This window comes from Cytobacillus firmus (assembly GCF_023657595.1).
In the GTDB taxonomy this organism is placed as follows: Bacteria; Bacillota; Bacilli; order Bacillales; family Cytobacillaceae; genus Cytobacillus; species Cytobacillus firmus_B.
On the sequence record NZ_CP098323.1, the window covers coordinates 3,976,603 to 3,995,173 of the forward strand.

General features: G+C 41.3%; 14 protein-coding genes. 4 read left to right on the plus strand and 10 right to left on the minus strand.

The annotated features are described in order from the left end of the window. Positions 1-39: 39 nt before the first annotated feature. A complete protein-coding gene (locus NAF01_RS20110; RefSeq protein ID WP_197213116.1) occupies positions 40-840 on the plus strand; it encodes an NAD kinase in 801 nt (266 codons plus the stop codon). Positions 841-1,168: 328 nt separating this feature from the next. Here NAF01_RS20110 and rarD read toward each other — a convergent pair whose 3' ends face one another. The 6 genes from rarD to NAF01_RS20140 form a co-directional block, all read right to left on the minus strand. After that, a complete protein-coding gene (rarD, locus tag NAF01_RS20115) occupies positions 1,169-2,101 on the minus strand; it encodes an EamA family transporter RarD (protein ID WP_048009303.1) in 933 nt (310 codons plus the stop codon). 129 nt (positions 2,102-2,230) lie between these two features. Next, complete coding sequence (locus NAF01_RS20120; protein WP_250801023.1) at positions 2,231-3,826, minus strand: amidohydrolase; 1,596 nt, start codon at positions 3,824-3,826, stop codon at positions 2,231-2,233. Between the two features lie 91 nt (positions 3,827-3,917). Continuing rightward, the gene (gene mbcS / locus NAF01_RS20125) at positions 3,918-5,507 is read right to left on the minus strand and encodes an acyl-CoA synthetase MbcS (protein WP_250801024.1); all 1,590 of its coding nucleotides are present in this window, start codon (positions 5,505-5,507) and stop codon (positions 3,918-3,920) included. Positions 5,508-5,680: 173 nt separating this feature from the next. After that, on the minus strand, positions 5,681-5,884 hold the full coding sequence (locus NAF01_RS20130; protein ID WP_035330326.1) for an alpha/beta-type small acid-soluble spore protein: 204 nt from the start codon (positions 5,882-5,884) through the stop codon (positions 5,681-5,683). Between the two features lie 328 nt (positions 5,885-6,212). Beyond that, positions 6,213-7,421: a tRNA uracil 4-sulfurtransferase ThiI gene (gene thiI, locus NAF01_RS20135; protein WP_404322477.1), complete on the minus strand. Its 1,209-nt coding sequence runs from the start codon at positions 7,419-7,421 to the stop codon at positions 6,213-6,215. Next, a complete protein-coding gene (locus NAF01_RS20140; RefSeq protein WP_048009307.1) occupies positions 7,418-8,563 on the minus strand; it encodes a cysteine desulfurase family protein in 1,146 nt (381 codons plus the stop codon). The genes thiI and NAF01_RS20140 overlap by 4 nt, the downstream gene beginning before the upstream one ends. 332 nt (positions 8,564-8,895) lie before the next feature. On the opposite strand from NAF01_RS20140, the gene brnQ reads away from it, so the two are divergent. Continuing rightward, positions 8,896-10,239 carry a branched-chain amino acid transport system II carrier protein gene (brnQ, locus tag NAF01_RS20145; protein WP_250801025.1) on the plus strand — a complete coding sequence of 448 codons (1,344 nt, stop codon included), beginning with the start codon at positions 8,896-8,898 and terminating at the stop codon, positions 10,237-10,239. Positions 10,240-10,692: 453 nt separating this feature from the next. Here brnQ and ezrA read toward each other — a convergent pair whose 3' ends face one another. After that, positions 10,693-12,381 carry a septation ring formation regulator EzrA gene (ezrA, locus tag NAF01_RS20150; RefSeq protein WP_197213108.1) on the minus strand — a complete coding sequence of 563 codons (1,689 nt, stop codon included), beginning with the start codon at positions 12,379-12,381 and terminating at the stop codon, positions 10,693-10,695. A 647-nt stretch (positions 12,382-13,028) separates the two neighbouring features. Between ezrA and hisJ the strand changes: the two genes are divergently transcribed. Next, positions 13,029-13,823, plus strand: coding sequence for a histidinol-phosphatase HisJ (hisJ, locus tag NAF01_RS20155; RefSeq protein WP_226618236.1), 795 nt, complete (start codon positions 13,029-13,031; stop codon positions 13,821-13,823). Here hisJ and refZ read toward each other — a convergent pair. Next, positions 13,820-14,449 (minus strand): forespore capture DNA-binding protein RefZ, encoded by a 630-nt coding sequence (gene refZ / locus NAF01_RS20160; protein ID WP_197213106.1) that lies wholly within the window; start codon positions 14,447-14,449, stop codon positions 13,820-13,822. The two genes, hisJ and refZ, sit on opposite strands and share 4 nt — an antisense overlap. Positions 14,450-14,639: 190 nt before the next feature. Here refZ and NAF01_RS20165 point away from each other — a divergent pair, with 190 nt between their 5' ends. Continuing rightward, a complete protein-coding gene (locus NAF01_RS20165) occupies positions 14,640-15,119 on the plus strand; it encodes a GAF domain-containing protein (RefSeq protein WP_197213100.1) in 480 nt (159 codons plus the stop codon). Between the two features lie 49 nt (positions 15,120-15,168). Here NAF01_RS20165 and megL read toward each other — a convergent pair whose 3' ends face one another. Together megL and NAF01_RS20175 are read right to left on the minus strand one after the other, a co-directional pair. Then, the gene (megL, locus tag NAF01_RS20170; RefSeq protein ID WP_197213099.1) at positions 15,169-16,356 is read right to left on the minus strand and encodes a methionine gamma-lyase; all 1,188 of its coding nucleotides are present in this window, start codon (positions 16,354-16,356) and stop codon (positions 15,169-15,171) included. Between the two features lie 142 nt (positions 16,357-16,498). Continuing rightward, positions 16,499-18,367, minus strand: a complete 1,869-nt coding sequence (locus NAF01_RS20175) for a sensor domain-containing diguanylate cyclase (RefSeq protein WP_197248379.1) — start codon at positions 18,365-18,367, stop codon at positions 16,499-16,501. Between the last annotated feature and the right edge of the window lie 204 nt (positions 18,368-18,571).

Consider the following 18,571-nt stretch of genomic DNA (forward strand, 5'->3'; position numbering starts at 1 on the left):
TATTTGGGAAAGACTTTCTTACTGCTTGGAGGAATGAATATGCCTGAAAGACGCAATATATACTTCTATCACAAAAAAGATGAAGCAACGATGGAAAAAGTAGCTCCTCTTTACAGCCTGGCTGAGGAGCATGCCTTTACGATCGTCAATGACTTCAAAAAAGCCAATATCATTGTAAGCATAGGGGGAGACGGTACGTTTTTGCAGGCTGTCCGGAAAACCGGCTATAGAGATGACTGTTTGTATGCCGGAATTTCGACGACCGGAAGCCTTAGCCTGTATTGTGATTTCCATCTTGATGATACAGACAAGATGGTGGAGGCAATGACAAATGAACAAGTAGAGGTAAGACGCTATCCCACTATCGATGTTACAGTTGATGACCAGACATCCTTTCAGTGCTTGAATGAATTCAGCATCCGTTCTGCCATAATTAAAACATTTGTAATCGATGTCTTTATCGATGACTTTCATTTTGAAACTTTCCGCGGGGACGGAATGATTGTTGCCACTCCAACCGGAAGCACAGCTTATAATAAGTCAGTAAATGGAGCAGTTGTTGATCCGCTGCTGCCATGCATGCAGGTGAGCGAACTAGCTTCACTGAATAACAACCGCTATCGTACACTTGGATCGTCCTTTATTCTGAGCGGAGACCGGCAGCTGACCCTCAAAGTGGTTCAAGATGGCAATGACCATCCGACAATGGGAATGGACAATGAAGCCCTAAGCATTCAGCATGTTGAAAAGATTGATATAAAACTAAGCAGCAATATCATTAAGACTGTTAAACTGAAGGACAACTCCTTTTGGCAAAAAGTGAAGAGGACATTTTTATAATAATAGGATGTATTCGTAAAGCTTTTTGCTATTAGACAGGTACTAAATTTAACTTCTGAGCTGATTGGAGCGGAAGGTTCGAGATCCTCTATCGCATTTTCTTCGTGCGATGTTTTTTCAGGGAAGCATATTCAACGTCCTGCGGGAGCAGCGGGACAGGTGTGACCCCCCGGAGACGCGCAGCGTCGAGGAGGCTTAGCGCCCGCCACGCGTTTCGCTGAGCAGCCTGGAGCGGAAATCAACGGATAACATTGAAAGGCAAAAAAACAATTTATACGAGAAGAGCCTAGAAAAAAGAGTTTCGCATATCTGTGCGAAACTCTTTTTTCTATATGCCAATACCTTTTCCGCGCTTTAGTTTTGTTTCCCGATGGGCAAAAAGCTTTGTCCTCGAAACAGAGTAAATCGTTAAAGCCAGCCAGATAAACATAAAGGAAAGCATGTGAAGTTTTGTAAAGTGCTCATGATAAACGAAAATTCCCAGAATCAGCGTAATTGTCGGCGCAATATACTGCAGAAAGCCAAGCATGGACATCGGTATCTTTTGAGCTCCTTTGGCAAAGTACAAGAGCGGCACTGCTGTGGCTGCGCCTGCCCCAATAAGAAGCAAGTCTGTGCTTATCGAAACATGCAGAAAAGCCTGCTTATCATTCATAAAAAGCATCACCATATAAATAAATGCGAGCGGAGTCACTACTAACGTTTCCAGCGTTAAGCCAATAGCCGAATCAACTTTTATAAGCTTTTTGGCCAGCCCGTAAAGGCCAAAGGATAATGCGAGAACAATGGCTATCCAGGGGAACCGCCCATAGCTGACAGTCAAAATCATAACTCCGGCAAACGCAAACCCAAAAGATACATATTGCGCAGGTGATAGTTTCTCTTTAAAAACCAGCATGCCCAGAATCACACTTACGAGAGGATTAATATAATAGCCGAGACTGGCCTCAATCATCTGATCGGTATTGACCGCCCAAATATATAAAAACCAGTTAGTGCTGATTAGAATGGAGGCAATCACAAGGGCGAAAAGCTGCTTTTTGTTTGTTTTAAATCCTTTAAGTGTTGCAGCAAAAGCATTCCACTTTTTTGAGGCCAGCAGAATAATCAGCATAAAGAAGAATGACCAAAAAATCCGGTTAGCCAAAATTTCATCTGCCTGTACGTGATCCACTAACTTCCAATATATAGGCAAAATGCCCCATAAAAAGTACGCAAACCCTGCGTATAGAGCTCCCATTTGCACTTCATTATTTTTCATTGCATTTCCTCAATTCTTTCTAGTATCGAAATATTTATATTATAAGCCCGCCTTGAAAATGTTTGCAATCATTTTTTCCTGCCAAAAAGAATGTCAGGCACCTATTGGATAGGCACCTGACATTTTCATTTATCTTTCGTATACTATTTTTCCATCAATAACGGTTTTGTTAACGGTAACGGCTGCAATTTGCCCTATTGGCATTTTAAAAATATCTTCATTTAAAATAGTGAAATCTGCCAGATACCCTTCTTGTATGACGCCTCTATCATTTTCATGGGAGGCAGCATATGCACTGCCTTTTGTGAATAAGCATACTGCTTCATACACAGATAATGCCTCACTTGGATAATAGACTGTGTTATGCGGATCATCTATGTTTGTTCTCGTTACAGCTGCATGAATACCAAGAAATGGATTGGCTGGCTCAATTGGTGCGTCAGAGCCTCCTGCACAATGTACTCCTTCTTTCAGCAGTGTCTTCCATGCGTAGCAATACTCCATATTTTCTTCACCAATTCGGTCGATCACCCAAGGAAAGTCGGAGGCTGTAAATCTCGGCTGGATATCAAGGATTAAAGGCAGTTTTTTAGCCCTTTCAATAAGCTCCTTGCGCAATATTTGTGCATGAATCAGTCTGTCTCGCCCCAGACCTTCCAATGGATGCTTTTCTATTGCATTTAATGCCATTTCAAATGCCAAATCTCCAATCGTATGGATGGCAACCGGCATTTCATGGTTGCGGGCTTTCTCCACTAAGGCATCAAGCTGCTCCTGTGAAAAAATAGCAACTCCCGAAGTGGATGGATCATCTGCATAGGGATGGCTTAGTAAAGCCGTCCTTCCCCCTAAAGCCCCATCGGCAAATATCTTCATAGCACCAAACTCTATATGTTTACTTCCCGCTAAAAATCCTCCGCCTGATTCCTTCATTTCATCAGCAACTTCATGATGAACCAGCAGATGTGCCCGGAAAGAAAGACCTTCCTCCTCAATTACCTGCCTGAAGGCCTGATAGGTCTGGGAGAACCCTCCATAATAATTGAGATCCTCAGTATGTCCTCCTGTCAATCCAAGCTTATAGGCATCATGAATGGCAGCGTGAAGCGCCTTCCTTAAATAGCCTTCTGAGACAGAAGGCATCACATTGTATAAAAGATCTTGGGCCTGATCCTTCAAAAGTCCATTGAGTTTTCCAAGTTCATCTTTTTCAATTATTCCTCCTGGAGGACATTCAGTATCTTCAGTAATATTTGCTTTGGATAATCCAAGAGAATTGACTGCAAGAGCATGTCTGCACACACGTTTCAGCATAACAGGGTGATTGGGAACATATTGGTCCAGCTCTGAAGCATAAATAGGCTCCGGCTGATCCCATAAATTTTCATTCCAGCCTTCCCCAATAACCCACTCTCCTTCTTCTATTGTCTCAGAAAATTGCTTAACAGCCTGAAGAACTTCCTGCTTTGATGTGTGCTCAGATAAGTCGAGCCTTATCAGCCTTTCGCCATGCCCGATGAGATGCATATGGCTATCCACAAATCCCGGCAGCATGGTGCTTCCCTGCAGATCGATCTCCTTTTGAATTTCTTCTTTATACTTACCCCTTAAATCTCCTAAAGCGCCAACTTCAATAATTTGGCTGCCTTCTGTAAAAACGGCCTCTATTTGATGGCCTTCCTGCTGAAGGGTATATATCGGCCCCCCGTGCCATAGCGTTCCCATATAATCTTTTCTCCTTTAATAAGTAAAAGTTCACATTTACCATAGTATAACAAAAATACAGGCGGAATTCCGCCTGTATTTTTCAAAGCATTCAGTTTTGCGCTGAAGCAGTTTCCGCTTCTTTTTTACGCAATTCCACACGCATGATTTTTCCAGAAGTCGTTTTTGGCAGCTCAGATAAAAACTCAATTTTCCGAGGATATTTATAAGGAGCTGTCAGCTCTTTTACATGCTCCTGGAGCTGGGAAACAAGGTTAGGATCTTTTTGGTCGACACCCTCCCTTAATACAACAAATGCTTTAACGATCGATCCGCGCACTTCATCAGGACTACCTACAACTGCACATTCTGCTACATACGGATGCTTTACAAGTGCATCTTCCACCTCGAATGGTCCGATCGTATAGCCTGAGCTGATAATAATATCATCACCGCGTCCTTCAAACCAGAAATAGCCATCTTCATCTTTCTTAGCTTTATCTCCGGTAATATAGTAATCACCGCGGAATTGCATAGCAGTTCTTTCCGGGTCTTTATAATAATTTTTAAAGAGTGCAGGAGTTTCTATATGGACAGCGATATCTCCTGTCTCACCCACAGCACATATTTCACCGTCTTCATTTATAATGTCGACTCTGTTGCCTGGAGTCGGTTTGCCCATTGATCCAGCTTTTAGCTCCATATCCTTTGTAATGCCGACAAGCAGGGTATTTTCAGTCTGTCCATACCCATCACGGACATTCACGTTAAAATGCTTCTTAAATGTATCAATCACTTCCCTGTTGAGCGGTTCACCCGCCGAAACAGCACTATGAAGGGCCGGCAGCTTGTATTCATGTATATTGTCAGCCTTTGCCATCAGCCTGTATTCAGTCGGTGTGCAGCAAAGGACATTTACCTGATAATCTTCTAATAGCTGCAAGTATTTTTTCGGCTCAAACTTTCCATTGTAGACAACTCCGGTGGCACCAGAACCAAGAACGGAAAGGAACGGGCTCCAGATCCACTTTTGCCAGCCGGGGCCAGCAGTTGCCCATACTGTATCACCTTCATTAATACATAACCAGTTCGGTGCTGCTGTTTTTAGGTGTGCAAATGCCCAGCCATGTGTATGTACGACACCTTTAGGGTTTCCGGTTGTTCCAGATGTATATGAAAGAAATGCCATGTCATCCCGGGATGTGTCAGCCAATGAAAGTTCCGGTGAAGACTGTTTCATTTCCTCGTCCAGACTGATCCAGCCATCTGCATTTCCGCCTATCACAAATTTCGGCAGGACTTCTGCTTCCTTAATATCTTTAAATTGGTCAACATATGGATAATAACTTACGATCGCTTTAACATCGCCATGATTAATGCGGTATTGCAGATCTTTCGTTCGAAGCATTTCTGAACTTGGTATGACGACAATTCCTGCTTTCAATGATGCAATGTAAACCTGATATGCTTCAATCAGTTTTGGAACAATGATCAGAATAACATCTCCTTTATTAAGACCATTTTCCAAGAAAACGTTTCCAATTTTATTTGCATTAAGGATCAGTTCACTGTATGTAATCTCTTTCTTTTCTCCCTGCTCATTTTCCCACTTTATTGCAAGTTTGTCCTTATTTCCGGCAAACCGCTCCATTTCTGATACGAGATTGTATTTCTCCGGTGCAATTAAGTCTTCCCGTTTCATCAAATCTCCCCCTGACAATTTCATTTGCTGGTGTCTGATCCTGATGCGTAATCTATAGAAATTATTATACTAAATTATTATAAAATTTAAAATTATTTATTTTTTGAAAAATAATTTTTGCACAAAAATAAGGAGCAGGAATAATTCCTGCTCCTTGTAGCCATATTATTTAATTATCTTTGGAAACCGCCTAATTGCTGTTCAGCCATTTGAACTAAACGCTTAGTGATTTCTCCACCTACAGAACCGTTAGCGCGAGAAGTAGTTTCAGCACCAAGGTTTACACCGAATTCAGTAGCGATTTCGTACTTCATTTGGTCAAGAGCTTGTTGTACTCCAGGAACTAGAAGTTGGTTTGAGCTGTTGTTGTTTGCCATGTGATTTTCACCTCCTTGTGAGTATAGAATGTGTAGAATCACATGGCCATATACACTAATTAATTGGTAATTGTTGTATTATTTTTTAAAAGTTAAATTAACAATTGCTGTTTTAGCATTTAGATGAGGCCCGTTGATTTCAGCATGGGTCACTTGCTCTTCGCGGGGAGGAACGGGAGCCTCCCGCAGGACATTGAATATGCTTCTCCGAATGAACACCGCACGAAGAACTTCAGCATTTTCGAGGATCAAGCGCTCTCCGCTACAATCAACTCATCAAAATAAAACCTGTTCCATATAGCAATTTAAACATTATCCCGAATGTAAATTAAAATAATTCCCCAAAAGATTCTTCATTGCGCGATTGAGGTTTAATAACCAGCTTTTCGGTCCCTTCGACTGCTTTTGCGATTAGAGGTTCAAAATCAACAAAGCTTTCAAAGCGGCGGACTTTGTCGCGTTTTGGTTTTGTTTTGGGTGATGAAGGAACAAAAACGGTACAGCAATCTTCAAAAGGCCTGATCGATATATCGTGTGTATCGATGGTTTGGGCAATGTCGATGATTTCTGATTTATCGGTTGTGATCAGCGGCCGCAGGATAGGGGTTGTCGTAACATCGTTAATGGCAAACATGCTCTCTAGTGTCTGGCTTGCTACCTGTCCAAGGCTTTCCCCGGTTATAATGGCCAGGCCATCGTTTTTATCGCGGATTTCATCAGTGATCCGGAGCATTAATCGTCTTGTTGCTGTCATAGTATAATTCGACGGAACCTGCTGATGGATCAGCTGCTGGATTTCTGTAAATGGGACAATATGGAGAACAACGGTTCCAGCAATATTCGCAAGTTTTTCTGTCAAATCAATTACTTTTTGCTTTGCACGCTCACTGGTGAAAGGCGGGCTGTGAAAATGGACAGCTTCAATTTCCAATCCTCTCTTCATGGATAAGTAACCTGCTACCGGGCTGTCAATTCCTCCCGAGAGCATAAGCATGGCTTTACCGCTCGAACCTGCAGGAAGTCCGCCAGCCCCCTCAATGGTTTCGCATGATAAGTAAGCCGCTTCTTCGCGAACTTCAATCTGCAGATTAATATCCGGTTTTTTTACGTTCACTTTTAGACCCGGCACATTCTTCAGGAGGTGTCCGCCAAATTCATGATTAAGTTCGTCAGTATTTAAAGGGAAGCTTTTATCGGCTCTTTTAGCTGTAATCTTGAAGGTCTTTCCTTCATCAAAGTGTTTTAAAAACAATGCCAATGCTGCTGCTTTCATTTCTTCGATATCTTTATTGACTTTCACAGCAGGACTAAATGACTGAATGCCAAAGATGCCTTTAAGGCGATCAGCAACCTCCCTGCCATCAGCACCATTCAACACAACGTACATTCGGTCTCTTGTAGATTCTATCTTGATGCCGGGAAATTCATTCAGCACATCGTATATACTTTTTCTTAGTTTATCGACAAATTTATTGCGGTTTCTGCCTTTTGTGGAGATTTCTCCATATCGTATAAGTATACGGTCATAATTTATCATGATTTCATAACCTCTCTTAGCCTAATAACGGTCTCTTTTACCGCCTGTATAAAAGTCTCTGCCTCTTCCTTCGTATTATCATAAGACAAACTGACCCTGACTGCACTTTTCGCATCCTTTTCAGGAATTCCCATAGCCATCAGGGTACTGCTGGCAGCAGATTTCTTCGAAGAGCAGGCACTTGTAGTTGAAATAAAAATTCCGCGCTCTTCTAAAGCGTGTACAAATACCTCCGCTTTGAATCCTTTTATGGAGAAATTGACGATGTGGGGAGCAGAATTATTTTCAGGGGTATGAACTGTAATACCCTCAATACTTCCCACCTCCTCCATAATATAGGTTTTAATGGATGTAAGCCGGCTTAAGTGACTTTCCATATTATTCATCGTAAGCCTTAGGGCCTTTGCCATTGCTACAATGCCAGCTACATTTTCTGTGCCGCTTCTCATTTTCCATTCCTGATTGCCCCCGGAGAGCAGCGGCGAAAGACGAAGTCCATCACGAATGTACAAAACCCCATTCCCCTTCAAACCGTGGAATTTATGAGCCGAAATCGTACACAGATCCACGTGGGCCTGATAAAGGTCAAGGGGCACCTTGCCGATTCCCTGGACATGGTCTACATGGAATATGACCCTCGCATGTTTCTTCAGCATCTCACCTATTTCATTTATAGGCTGAATGGAACCAATTTCATTATTTACGTGCATAACAGAGACTAAGACAGTTTCCTGTGTAATTTCGTTTTCAATGTCTTCAGCATGGACAATACCTTTACTGTCCGGTTCAATTACGCTAATTCGATAGCCCAATTCCTTCAGCTGATCTGCAGTCTCCCTTACAGAAGCATGTTCCAGTCCGGTGGTGATAATATGGCTGCCTCTTTTTCTATGCATTAATGCAGTTCCTTTTATAGCAAGGTTATTGCTTTCTGTTCCTCCGGATGTGAAATACACTTCGTTATTCTTAACATTCAGCAATTGGGCAATTTGCTCACGCGCTTGCATCAGCAGCCTCTCTGCCTTACCTCCAAATTCGTGCAGGGAAGAAGGATTCCCAAAATATTCTGAAGAAACCTTTATAAAAGAATCAAGCACTTCTTTATATGGTTTAGTTGTTGCACTGTTATCTAAATAAATCACGGTCTTCTCCTTTCCGTTCCGATAACCCTTTAGCCAACTTTAAATCATATCATAACTAGTGAAGATTGGAAATGTAATTGAAGCCTTTGAACCAAATAGTCAATTCTTTACTATTTAAATTAAGCAAGTTTGAAAAGTTTAACCAAATGAATGGATTAATTTTCACGTGGAAAGCTGATATTATTGTAATTTGAGCACCGTACATTTCAACTTCATTATTATAAAATACTAAATATTAAGACTTCGGATTTTTTCGACATTTTTTTTAGTTCCTGTGCTAATATGAAAATGTTCTAAACATTATGATATGGAACTATTTCAGGAGGATATATATGGAGAATAAAACATTAGCACCAAAACAAATTCTCGCCGTCGGACTCATGTTATTTGCCCTATTCTTTGGGGCAGGAAATATGATTTTTCCTCCCTTCCTGGGACAAGCTGCCGGCACAAGTGTATGGACTGCTATTATTGGATTTCTAATTACAGGGGTTGGATTGCCGTTGCTAGGTATTATCGCCATTGCCAAAAATGGTGATTTACAGACAATTGCAAGCCGCGTACACCCTTTATACGGAATGATTTTTACTATTATTATGTACTTAGCCATTGGACCATTTTTCGGAATCCCGCGTACAGGGACAGTTGCTTATGAAATTGGGGTTACTCCATTCTTGTCTGAAACCGCTTCCAATAGTGCTTTCCCGTTATTGGTTTATACCATAGCCTTTTTTGGCATCACAGCATGGCTTTCTCTCAATCCATCGAAATTAGTGGATAGAATTGGCAATATTTTCACACCTGCCTTGCTCATTATCCTTGCTGTTCTGGTTATAAAAAGCATCATTACTCCTATGGGCGAATTGCAGGCTCCAGTGGGAGCATATGCAGAGGGGCCGTTCTTTAAAGGCTTCATTGAAGGCTACTTGACGATGGATACAATTGCAGCTCTGGTATTCGGTATTATCGTTATCAGTTCAATACAGGGTATGGGTGTGACAAATAAACATTCACTTATGAAAATTTGCATTACTGCCGGACTGATAGCGGCTGCCGGTCTTGCGGCAGTATATTTATCTCTTGCATATATCGGGGCAACAAGTGCGGAAGCTATAGGTGAATTCGATAATGGCGGCGCTATCCTATCTGCCGTTTCTCATTTTCTATTTGGATCAGCGGGAGCAGTGATCCTTGGGCTCGCCATAACGGTAGCATGCCTGACAACCTCAATCGGACTCGTTTCCGCTTGTGCGCAATACTTTCATAAACTGCTCCCCAAAATATCATATAAAACCATTGTAATCATCCTTTCATTGTTCAGTATGGTGGTTGCAAATATTGGTTTAACTCAGTTGATTCAGCTTTCATTGCCAATTTTGATCATCATTTATCCTCTGGCCATCGTGCTGATACTTCTATCGTTTATGCACAATGCCTTTAATGGCTACTCAGTTGTATATATCGGGGCATTAATTCCAACAGGATTAATCAGTTTTGTGGATGGCTTGAAAACAGCTGGAATGGACGTATCCTTTATCACAGACTCACTTCAATTCCTCCCATTCTTTGCTGAGGGTATCGGCTGGATTGTGCCTGCCATTGCTGGAGCTGTTATAGGCTACTTCCTGGCAATTGCTGTTGGGGAGTCAAAAAAAACAATTGCTGGGAACGAATAATAAAGTGAAACTTCAATCAGCAGAGAGCGCTTTTCTCCCTGCTGATTGTTAGTTGAACCAATCGGGCCTTTACGGGCAGTTTGACCCCACTTTTCCTCCTCTGATTCCGCTGAGTCTCGAAGTGGGGGGCTTACTGCCCGTTAGACTGCGATAAAGTGAAACTTCAATCAGCAGAGAGCGCTTTTCTCCCTGCTGATTGTTAGTTGAGGCCCACAGGAGGTGGGTCACAAAGACGTTGCCACAGGACGTGGCGTTCTTAGTCTTTGACCTTATTTGGGCCTTTACGGGCAGTAAGGCCCCCACTTATTCTCGATTGATTCCGCTGACTCTTGAAGTGGGGGCCTTACTGCCCGTTAGACTGCGATCAAGAAGCTCCATGCGCACGCTTATCGGCGCATGGAGCCGGATAGATTCCTTTTTAAAAAAACAGATCCGATAATCGGATCTGTTTTTTTATTGTTCAGTTATTAATTCTTCAATTCTCTTGATCGCACCCGGCTCGACTTCTTCAATTGAGGAGGCAGCCTGCTCCAATGCTTTTTTATATTCATAACTTCTGAATGAAGCCTCTGCTTCCCTTAATCCATTATCAATAGATGGATATCTGCTTCTGTATCGGTTGCCATATTGGATGACTTTCTCAGCTAGAAGAATCGTCTCAATCATATCTCCCACAGAATCAGCAGCCTTATCAACAGTCAGCACCGCAACTTCAAGATATTGCTGGACCGAAGGAATATTCAATGGTTTTTCATCGAGCTTAGCCAGCACATTATCTATGCTTTCTTTCGCATCCTGGATCAAATATTTATATTCCTGTGAAACTCCAGGCACGTTGTTTTTAGAGATAAGCCTTATTGTTTCTGCCACTTTCTTGCTTAATTCTTTTACTTTTTCCCTTGCAGACATTTCGTCTTTTCGTAAGGCCTGAAGCTTTTCGGCAAAGGCTGTCTGCTCATCTGAAATCTCCTCAATGTGTTCCTTGACTTCCGCCAGCTCTTCTCTCAGAAGTGTATGGGGAGTATTTTGGCTGTTAATCTTATGCTCCAGCACTTCGAATTTTTTGAACAGCTGGCTTATTTTTTTCTCCAGGTGGATTTGAATTTCAAGATCCTTTTCTGGAACATGATAGCTATTCCGGACAGCCGCTATCTCTGTCTTTAGCTTATTGTTCATATCACGGTTATTATAAAGCATGGTTCTTGTTGCCTCATCCTGCTGGCTTAAGTAATGTCTGGCATGTACTTCCTTTTCGAGCAGATCGTACAGATGTTCAATATTATCTTTAATCTCTTCGACTCCTGTTTGAACTTCTTCGATTTGTGCCTGATCAATGGAGCCTGCATATACATTTACTTGTTCTTCAAGCCTTTCAATTTCTTTATCTATTTGCAGGTGATCAAGCAGATATCCCTGCTCCAGCATTTCCTTGTATCCGTCTCTCAGCTCTTCCAGCTCGGAAGGGATCTTGGATTGACAGTCAACCATCAAACTTGGTATAGCTTCCATTTTGGCTTGAGAATCCTCAATCAGCGCTTTGATTATAAGAAGGATTTCACGTGCTTCAAGGTAATTGCCCTTTTCGGTTTTGTCATCGAATTCTTCAAATTTGGCCAATGCTTCATCAAGCTGTTCTTCAAGAATTTTTTCAGATTTGCCGAATGTATGGCGGTGTGCAAGGAGAGACTTTTTGCATTGGCGGTACATTTCTTTCAATTCTTCAATTTCCGCTCTATTTTTCTCTTCACTGCCTACCAGTTCATTCAATTCAGCAAGCAGGTTTTTGATGTTTTCTTCTATCTCAGTTAACCTTTTTTCTATTCTCTGCTGAATTTCCTTGGAATTTTTAAAACGGTATTTATCTATGCTCTCTTCAGCATCAAATAACAATTCTTCCACATCTGGAAGCTGCGATGTAACTATTTCATCCCATTCATTTCTCCAGCGTTCGAATAATTCCTCTGTCTGCCCCGTCATATTCAGCTTTTTCACTCTAGACATTTCATCTAGAACTGGGCGGTCCGTTATGTCCATCTTCCATGTTTCCAGCCTGTCAATTTCTTTGTAATGTTTTTTCTTAAAAAAATATCCGGTGAGATATAGGCATAAAAGAATGACTATAGCTCCAATTATGTATTCCATTTTAAAGCCCCCTGTTCTGTTCCCGAGCCAGCATGTATATATAAAGTTTTTATTTAATAGTGTGAGGCGTTTCTTTATTTCACATGTTATTTTCAATGCTTTTATGATACCATGTAAACGACATTTTTTGACTATTTATTTCATTTTTTTATGAATTTCTTCTTTTATATCTCGTCTAAAATGCTATTTTCGAAAAATAACTATAGCATCTATAATTTTTTAATGTTTCTTTTAAGGCTCTTTTCGTATAAATTCTTATTTTTGCCTTTCAATGTTATCCGTTGATTTCCGCTCCAGGCTGCTCAGCGAACAGCGGGGCGGGCGGTGAGCCTCCTCAACGCTCCGCGTCTGCGGGGTCTCACCTGTCCCGCTACTCCCGCAGGACATTGAATAAGCTTCCTTGAGTAAACACCGCACGAAGAAAATGCGAATGCATTTTCGAGGATCTCGCACCTTCCGCTGCAATCAACTCAGTAATTAATATATAATATGCAACAGAAAACCGCCTTTTTAATTGAACTATATGAACTGTTCAAATACAAACAATTCGCTTTTTATAAAAGATTTCCTTCTTTATTTAGGAGATATATAAAAAAGAGACTTGAGTACCGCATCAATTAAACCATTGCAGAAAGGAAGGTCTTTATATGTTAAAAGACGGCCATATCCACACACCCTATTGCCCGCACGGGACAAAAGATTCATTGGAAGATTATGTTGAAAAAGCAATAAGTCTGGGTTTTAAGGAGATTTCTTTTACCGAACATGCTCCGCTCCCTGATGGCTTTGAGGACCCGGCACCTGCCCGGGACAGTGCGATGCGCAAGGAGAATCTTGAAAATTATTTTACTGATATTTCAAGAATAAAAGCAGATTACCACGGAAAAATCAGGATTAATGCGGGGCTTGAAGTGGATTACATTGAAGGCTTTGAACGGGAGATTACAGAATTCCTCGATAAAAATGGAAAATACATGGATGATTCTATTTTATCTGTACATTTTCTAAAACATGGCAGCCGCTACGAATGCGTGGACTACAGCCCGGATGTTTTTGCAAAGATGATCGAAGAATATGGTTCTATTGATGCAGTTTATATGAATTATTTCCGCACCCTGCTTTTATCTATAAAAGCAGATTTGGGACCGTTTAAACCAAAAAGAATTGGGCATATCACCCTGGTGAAAAAATTTCAAAAAAAATATCCCGCTGATCGGGAATTTAGAGAGGAAATAAACCAAATACTTGATGAGGTTCATACTCATGGCTATGAACTCGACTATAATGGAGCCGGTTTCGCCAAGCCTTTATGCAAGGATTCCTATCCTCCGGACTGGGCTGCTGCAGCAGCGGCCCAAAAAGGCATTACACTGGTATATGGATCCGATTCTCATCAGGCAAAGGAAATGGGTCAGGGCCTTGATAGAATGAAACACCTTTAGAGTACAGCAGCATATGATTTTCCGGCATGATTGCACAGGACTCCATCAACCCAGTTGAAGATCTCTTTCGTATATTTGTCCGCGAAATATTTTTCATGAGGAAATACATGCAGAACTTCAGCCATATAATGTGTGTTCAGAAATGGCATGGACAGGAGTCCTTTCAGCTGGATAATCATATAATTGGCTGAATGGTTACGGAACTCTTTTGTTTTCATGCCCCTTTCGAGCACCCTGCCAAAATAAAACTTTTCCTTTGCTAAATAAGTGGACATGATTTCTCTTACCACCTGTGAATCTATTGAAATTTCCCTGAGTATCAATCTTGTTAAATGGCTATGCTCAAATTGATAAACCATGATGTTTTGCGCCATTTTTTTCAGGCTCAGAGCCGCCCCCTGCTCAAGAAATGAAAACCCCTTCTCTATCTCCTGAATATACCCTTCGAAAAAAGCAGTAAAGCAATATTCAAGCAGCCCGTGTTTGTTATCGAAATAGTATGCGATATTCGCTGGATTCGTCTGAGCTTTGCCTGCAATATCACGGATGGAAGTCCCAGAAAAACCCTTCGTATTAAATAAGGAGATAGCGGCAGACACAATTGCCTCTTTTGAATTTTTCTTCAAAGTTCCCGCCTCACTTTCTTTTGTAAAGTTTCTGTCCAAACACGCGAATTCATAAACGGATTTGTTGTGATAATTAAACATTCTTGCTAAAATCGTCTTATCCTTTATAAAGTTCTCGACAATGTCCTTCTAATTTCCTGTTCATCTGCCAGGAAATTCATATATCTTTGAGAAAGCTAGGTGATTTGTGATGTTTAGTGTCGAATCATACAAGGGAACCCGTGAAGAAAATTATCAATTATTGATTAAACAGCTCTCCGCTCTTCTTGAAGGGGAAACGAACAGCATTGCCAATTTAAGCAACGCATCAGCACTTCTTAATCAATTTCTGGAACGTACAAACTGGGTAGGGTTTTATCTGATGGAAGAAGGCGAGCTTGTTCTCGGGCCATTTCAGGGTCTGCCTGCATGTGTAAGAATCCCCCTTGGCAAGGGAGTGTGCGGAACAGCCGCGAAGCAATTGGAAACTGTCCGTGTTGAAGATGTCCATCAATTCCCTGGACATATCGCCTGTGACGCTGCTTCACAGTCCGAAATCGTTATTCCGCTTATTAAAGATGGCAAGCTTCTCGGTGTGCTGGATATTGATTCCCCGGAAAAAAACCGTTTTGATGAACTTGACCAAAAATACCTGGAACAATTCTCAGAGGTACTTGTATCCTTCCTGTAAAAGATTTCAAAAAAGAGATGGCCATTTAAAAACGGCCATCTCTTTTTTATCAGACTTCTTCAAGAGCCTGGGACAGATCATCCCTGATATCTTCCCATGATTCGAGGCCGACTGAAAGCCTCAGCAATGTATCTTCAATGCCCATTTTCTCACGGAATTCTTTTGGAACTACTGCATGCGTCATAGTTGCAGGGTGCTGAATTAATGTCTCTGCATCTCCAAGGCTCACGGCAATTTTTATTAGATTCAGCCTGTTCATAAATTCCTGAGCAGTCTCTTTATCTCCTTTTAGAGTAAAGGAAATCATTCCGCCCGGCTTTCTCATTTGTTTTTGCGCAATATCAAAATCTGTATTACTGCTGTCTCCGGGAAAATAAACTTTTTCCACTTTTGGATGCGCCAATAAGTATGATGCAAGCTGTTCAGCATTATCACAGTGCCTGTCAAGTCTGACTGCAAGTGTTTTCAAGCCGCGCAGCAGCAGCCAGGCATCAAAAGGTGAAATAATGCCCCCAATGTCTTTTTGAGTAGTCATCCTTACTTCATCCAAAAATTCTTTGCTACCTACAACAAGGCCGGCAATTACGTCACCATGACCCCCGATGTATTTTGTCGCACTATGAATGACAATATCGCATCCCAGCTCAATCGGGTTCTGTAAATATGGAGAACAGAAAGTATTATCAACCACAACTGGAATTCCTTTCTCCCTCCCTACTTCTGCAACCATCTTCAAATCCACCAATTTCATTGTTGGATTTATTGGAGTTTCAACATATATACAGACAGTCTCAGGCTTTATTTGATCAAGCAGCTGCTGCTTTGATTCCATAGCTGAATAATCATGGCTAATTTTATATTTTTCCTCCATCATCTCCAGGAGTCCAAATGTACAACCATACACTCCCTGTGAACATAAGATATGATCACCTGTTTTGGTTAAAGCAAACAGAACAGCTGAAACCGCGGCCATGCCCGAACCAAAAGCAAGGGCAGCTTCTCCCTTTTCAAGGGCGGCCATTCTTTCTTCCAGCATCTTTACTGTTGGATTGCCCAGACGGGAATAAATATAGCCTTCTTCTTCACCGGCAAAACGCTTTTCCCCCTGCTGTGCAGTCTCAAAAGTAAAAGTTGACGTCTGAAAAATAGGCGGCGCCAGGCTTCCCTTGAAGCTTTCTGCATCGTATCCTTCATGGATGACCTGCGTCTCGAAGTTAAACCGATGATTTCTATCCATTATAACTCTCCCCTTCGTTGAAAACGCTTACATTATTTACTATAATAAGCTCCTCTTTCAGCATATGATAATAGCATATTTTTTGAAAGTAATTTGTTTTGGAAAAATATTAATAAAGACTGCCTCTTTATAAGGCAGTCCCCTATATAAATGTATCTGCTGCCGACTCAAGTACCACTTTATTTTTACCTGTATTCTTGGCAGTATATAAAGCCCTGTCAGCCCGCTTAAAAAGCGCAGCATATGAATCTATATTTCCCCTGCTCCAATGCGAAACTCCGCAAGAAATGGTTACTTTGGGATCTGTAATCTGGCATACCTTTCTGACAAGCCGCTCAGCAATAAGAGCACCCGCTGACAATGATACACCGGGCAGGTAAAGAGCCAGCTCCTCACCGCCCCATCTTGCTCCTATATCAGTGCCGCGAATATTGCTGTTAATTAAATTGGCGACTTGAATAATGATTTCATCGCCTACCTGATGTCCGTATGTATCATTGATCAATTTAAAATCATCTATATCAACCAGCATAAAGGTTCCTTCATGATCTTCATTCATGGACTGATGTATGCGATCATCCAGATAGCTTCGTGAATAAAGCTTTGTTAAGTGATCCGTTACAACCATCTTTTCGAGCTCTTCTCTCAGCATTGAATTGGTAAAGGCAAGGGTGGAATGATGAATCAATGATTGCAGCAGCTTGAATGTTTCAAATGAAAAATGATAAGGAGAACTGTGCAAGACAAGCGCAAATCCCTTTAATACTCCAGACTGGGTCATCGGAACCGCCATAATGGATTTATAGCAGCCCGCCGCTCCCTCGGACTGTAAAGAAAAATCCCCAATAAAAAGAGACTCTTTCTCCCTGATGATCTTTTCCTTCATATACTGGATATAGCTTTCTGCCTCTTTGGTATGAAAAAATTCAGTACTGCCCTGAATTATATTCACATCAGAAGCATCAGCAGATATCAGGATGAAACCGGCTTCTTCAGCATCAAAGGACTGCAGAATCTGATCTGACATAAAGTTCATCGTTTCTGTAAGGCGCAAATTCGAGTTCAGGCGATGGGATGTTTCATTAATTAATTGAAGATCCGCTATAAGCCGCTTGGATTGCTGGTAAAGCTGTGCATTCTCCAGGGCACTGCCTGCAGTATTGGCCAGAAGCGTTATAAATTCAATTTCATTTTTAGGGAATATGATGGTATTAGGTGCAATAACCTGAAGCACGCCATAAACCCCCTGTTTCCCTTTTAAGGGAGCATACAGAATAGAGCGAACTTCCTGCAGGGAATCTTCAAATTGAACAGCCCCCGTGACATAAGCCTGCATGGCCGCGATGTTTTCGCTGTCATATTCAAGATCTCTAATAGGCAGATCACCATGATTATTATTATCCTGCGACAGCAGAAGATAATAGGTAAAAGTGGGGTACATTTCCTGGAGAGTAAAGATAATTTCCCCCAGTACCATGTCCATATCCATTGAAGAATGGAATTTCTCAGTAACGCGGTACAGCTGTTTATAGCGTTTCTCTTCAGAAGCAATTTTGGCCATACCCTGAGCTTTATCAAGAAATTGCCCGCATTCTTCGCTAAGTTCCTGAAAAACTTTTTCTGGATAAGTGTGAAAACAGCCTGATGCCCCTGTTAGAATCATGCAGCCCAGCAGCTTGTTTCCTTTTACAAGAGGAATCATGATTTGTTCTTCCGTAATCTCCGTGCCTAACTTCTGGAACTCACTGTTTGTTTTAGCCCATCTTTTTAAATCACCTGAAAAAACACGTGAATCTAAAGCCTCCGGATTTGTGGAAGCTTCTGCAAAAAACTCCTGCTTCCATTCATTAAAAACGCAGAGAGTTATTTCATCCGCTTCGGTAAGGGCTTGAATGGCAGAAAGCATTTCATTCAGTAATTTTTCATAATGAAAGAAACCGTTCTCCGTATCAATAATATCAAAAAATCGGCTTTTTAAATTAAGTATGATTTGGCGTTCAAGTGTATCCATCTTCTTATCACCCATCAAATGTCTCAGATCATGAATCTTTTAACCAATAAGGTATATTATAACGGACCAAAATTAATAATCCCGGTAAAGATGTGGCTATTTCGTTTCAATTCCGGTTTTCAGCAGGATAGTCCTCTGCCAAATTTTTCTTTATTATATCACAGTTTCAAAGAGACTCCTGCTAGTTTTCTAATTTACTGTGAA

Bases quoted from the DNA above. Each gene is read 5' to 3' on its own strand.
- ezrA (WP_197213108.1), bottom strand. From the start codon at position 12,381: ATGGAATACATAATTGGAGCTATAGTCATTCTTTTATGCCTATATCTC.
- NAF01_RS20175 (WP_197248379.1), bottom strand. From the start codon at position 18,367: ATGGATACACTTGAACGCCAAATCATACTTAATTTAAAAAGCCGATTT.
- NAF01_RS20130 (WP_035330326.1), bottom strand. From the start codon at position 5,884: ATGGCAAACAACAACAGCTCAAACCAACTTCTAGTTCCTGGAGTACAA.
- NAF01_RS20120 (WP_250801023.1), bottom strand. From the start codon at position 3,826: ATGGGAACGCTATGGCACGGGGGGCCGATATATACCCTTCAGCAGGAA.
- brnQ (WP_250801025.1), top strand. From the start codon at position 8,896: ATGGAGAATAAAACATTAGCACCAAAACAAATTCTCGCCGTCGGACTC.
- NAF01_RS20165 (WP_197213100.1), top strand. From the start codon at position 14,640: ATGTTTAGTGTCGAATCATACAAGGGAACCCGTGAAGAAAATTATCAA.
- NAF01_RS20110 (WP_197213116.1), top strand. From the start codon at position 40: ATGCCTGAAAGACGCAATATATACTTCTATCACAAAAAAGATGAAGCA.
- mbcS (WP_250801024.1), bottom strand. From the start codon at position 5,507: ATGAAACGGGAAGACTTAATTGCACCGGAGAAATACAATCTCGTATCA.
- rarD (WP_048009303.1), bottom strand. From the start codon at position 2,101: ATGAAAAATAATGAAGTGCAAATGGGAGCTCTATACGCAGGGTTTGCG.
- thiI (WP_404322477.1), bottom strand. From the start codon at position 7,421: ATGATAAATTATGACCGTATACTTATACGATATGGAGAAATCTCCACA.
- megL (WP_197213099.1), bottom strand. From the start codon at position 16,356: ATGGATAGAAATCATCGGTTTAACTTCGAGACGCAGGTCATCCATGAA.
- hisJ (WP_226618236.1), top strand. From the start codon at position 13,029: ATGTTAAAAGACGGCCATATCCACACACCCTATTGCCCGCACGGGACA.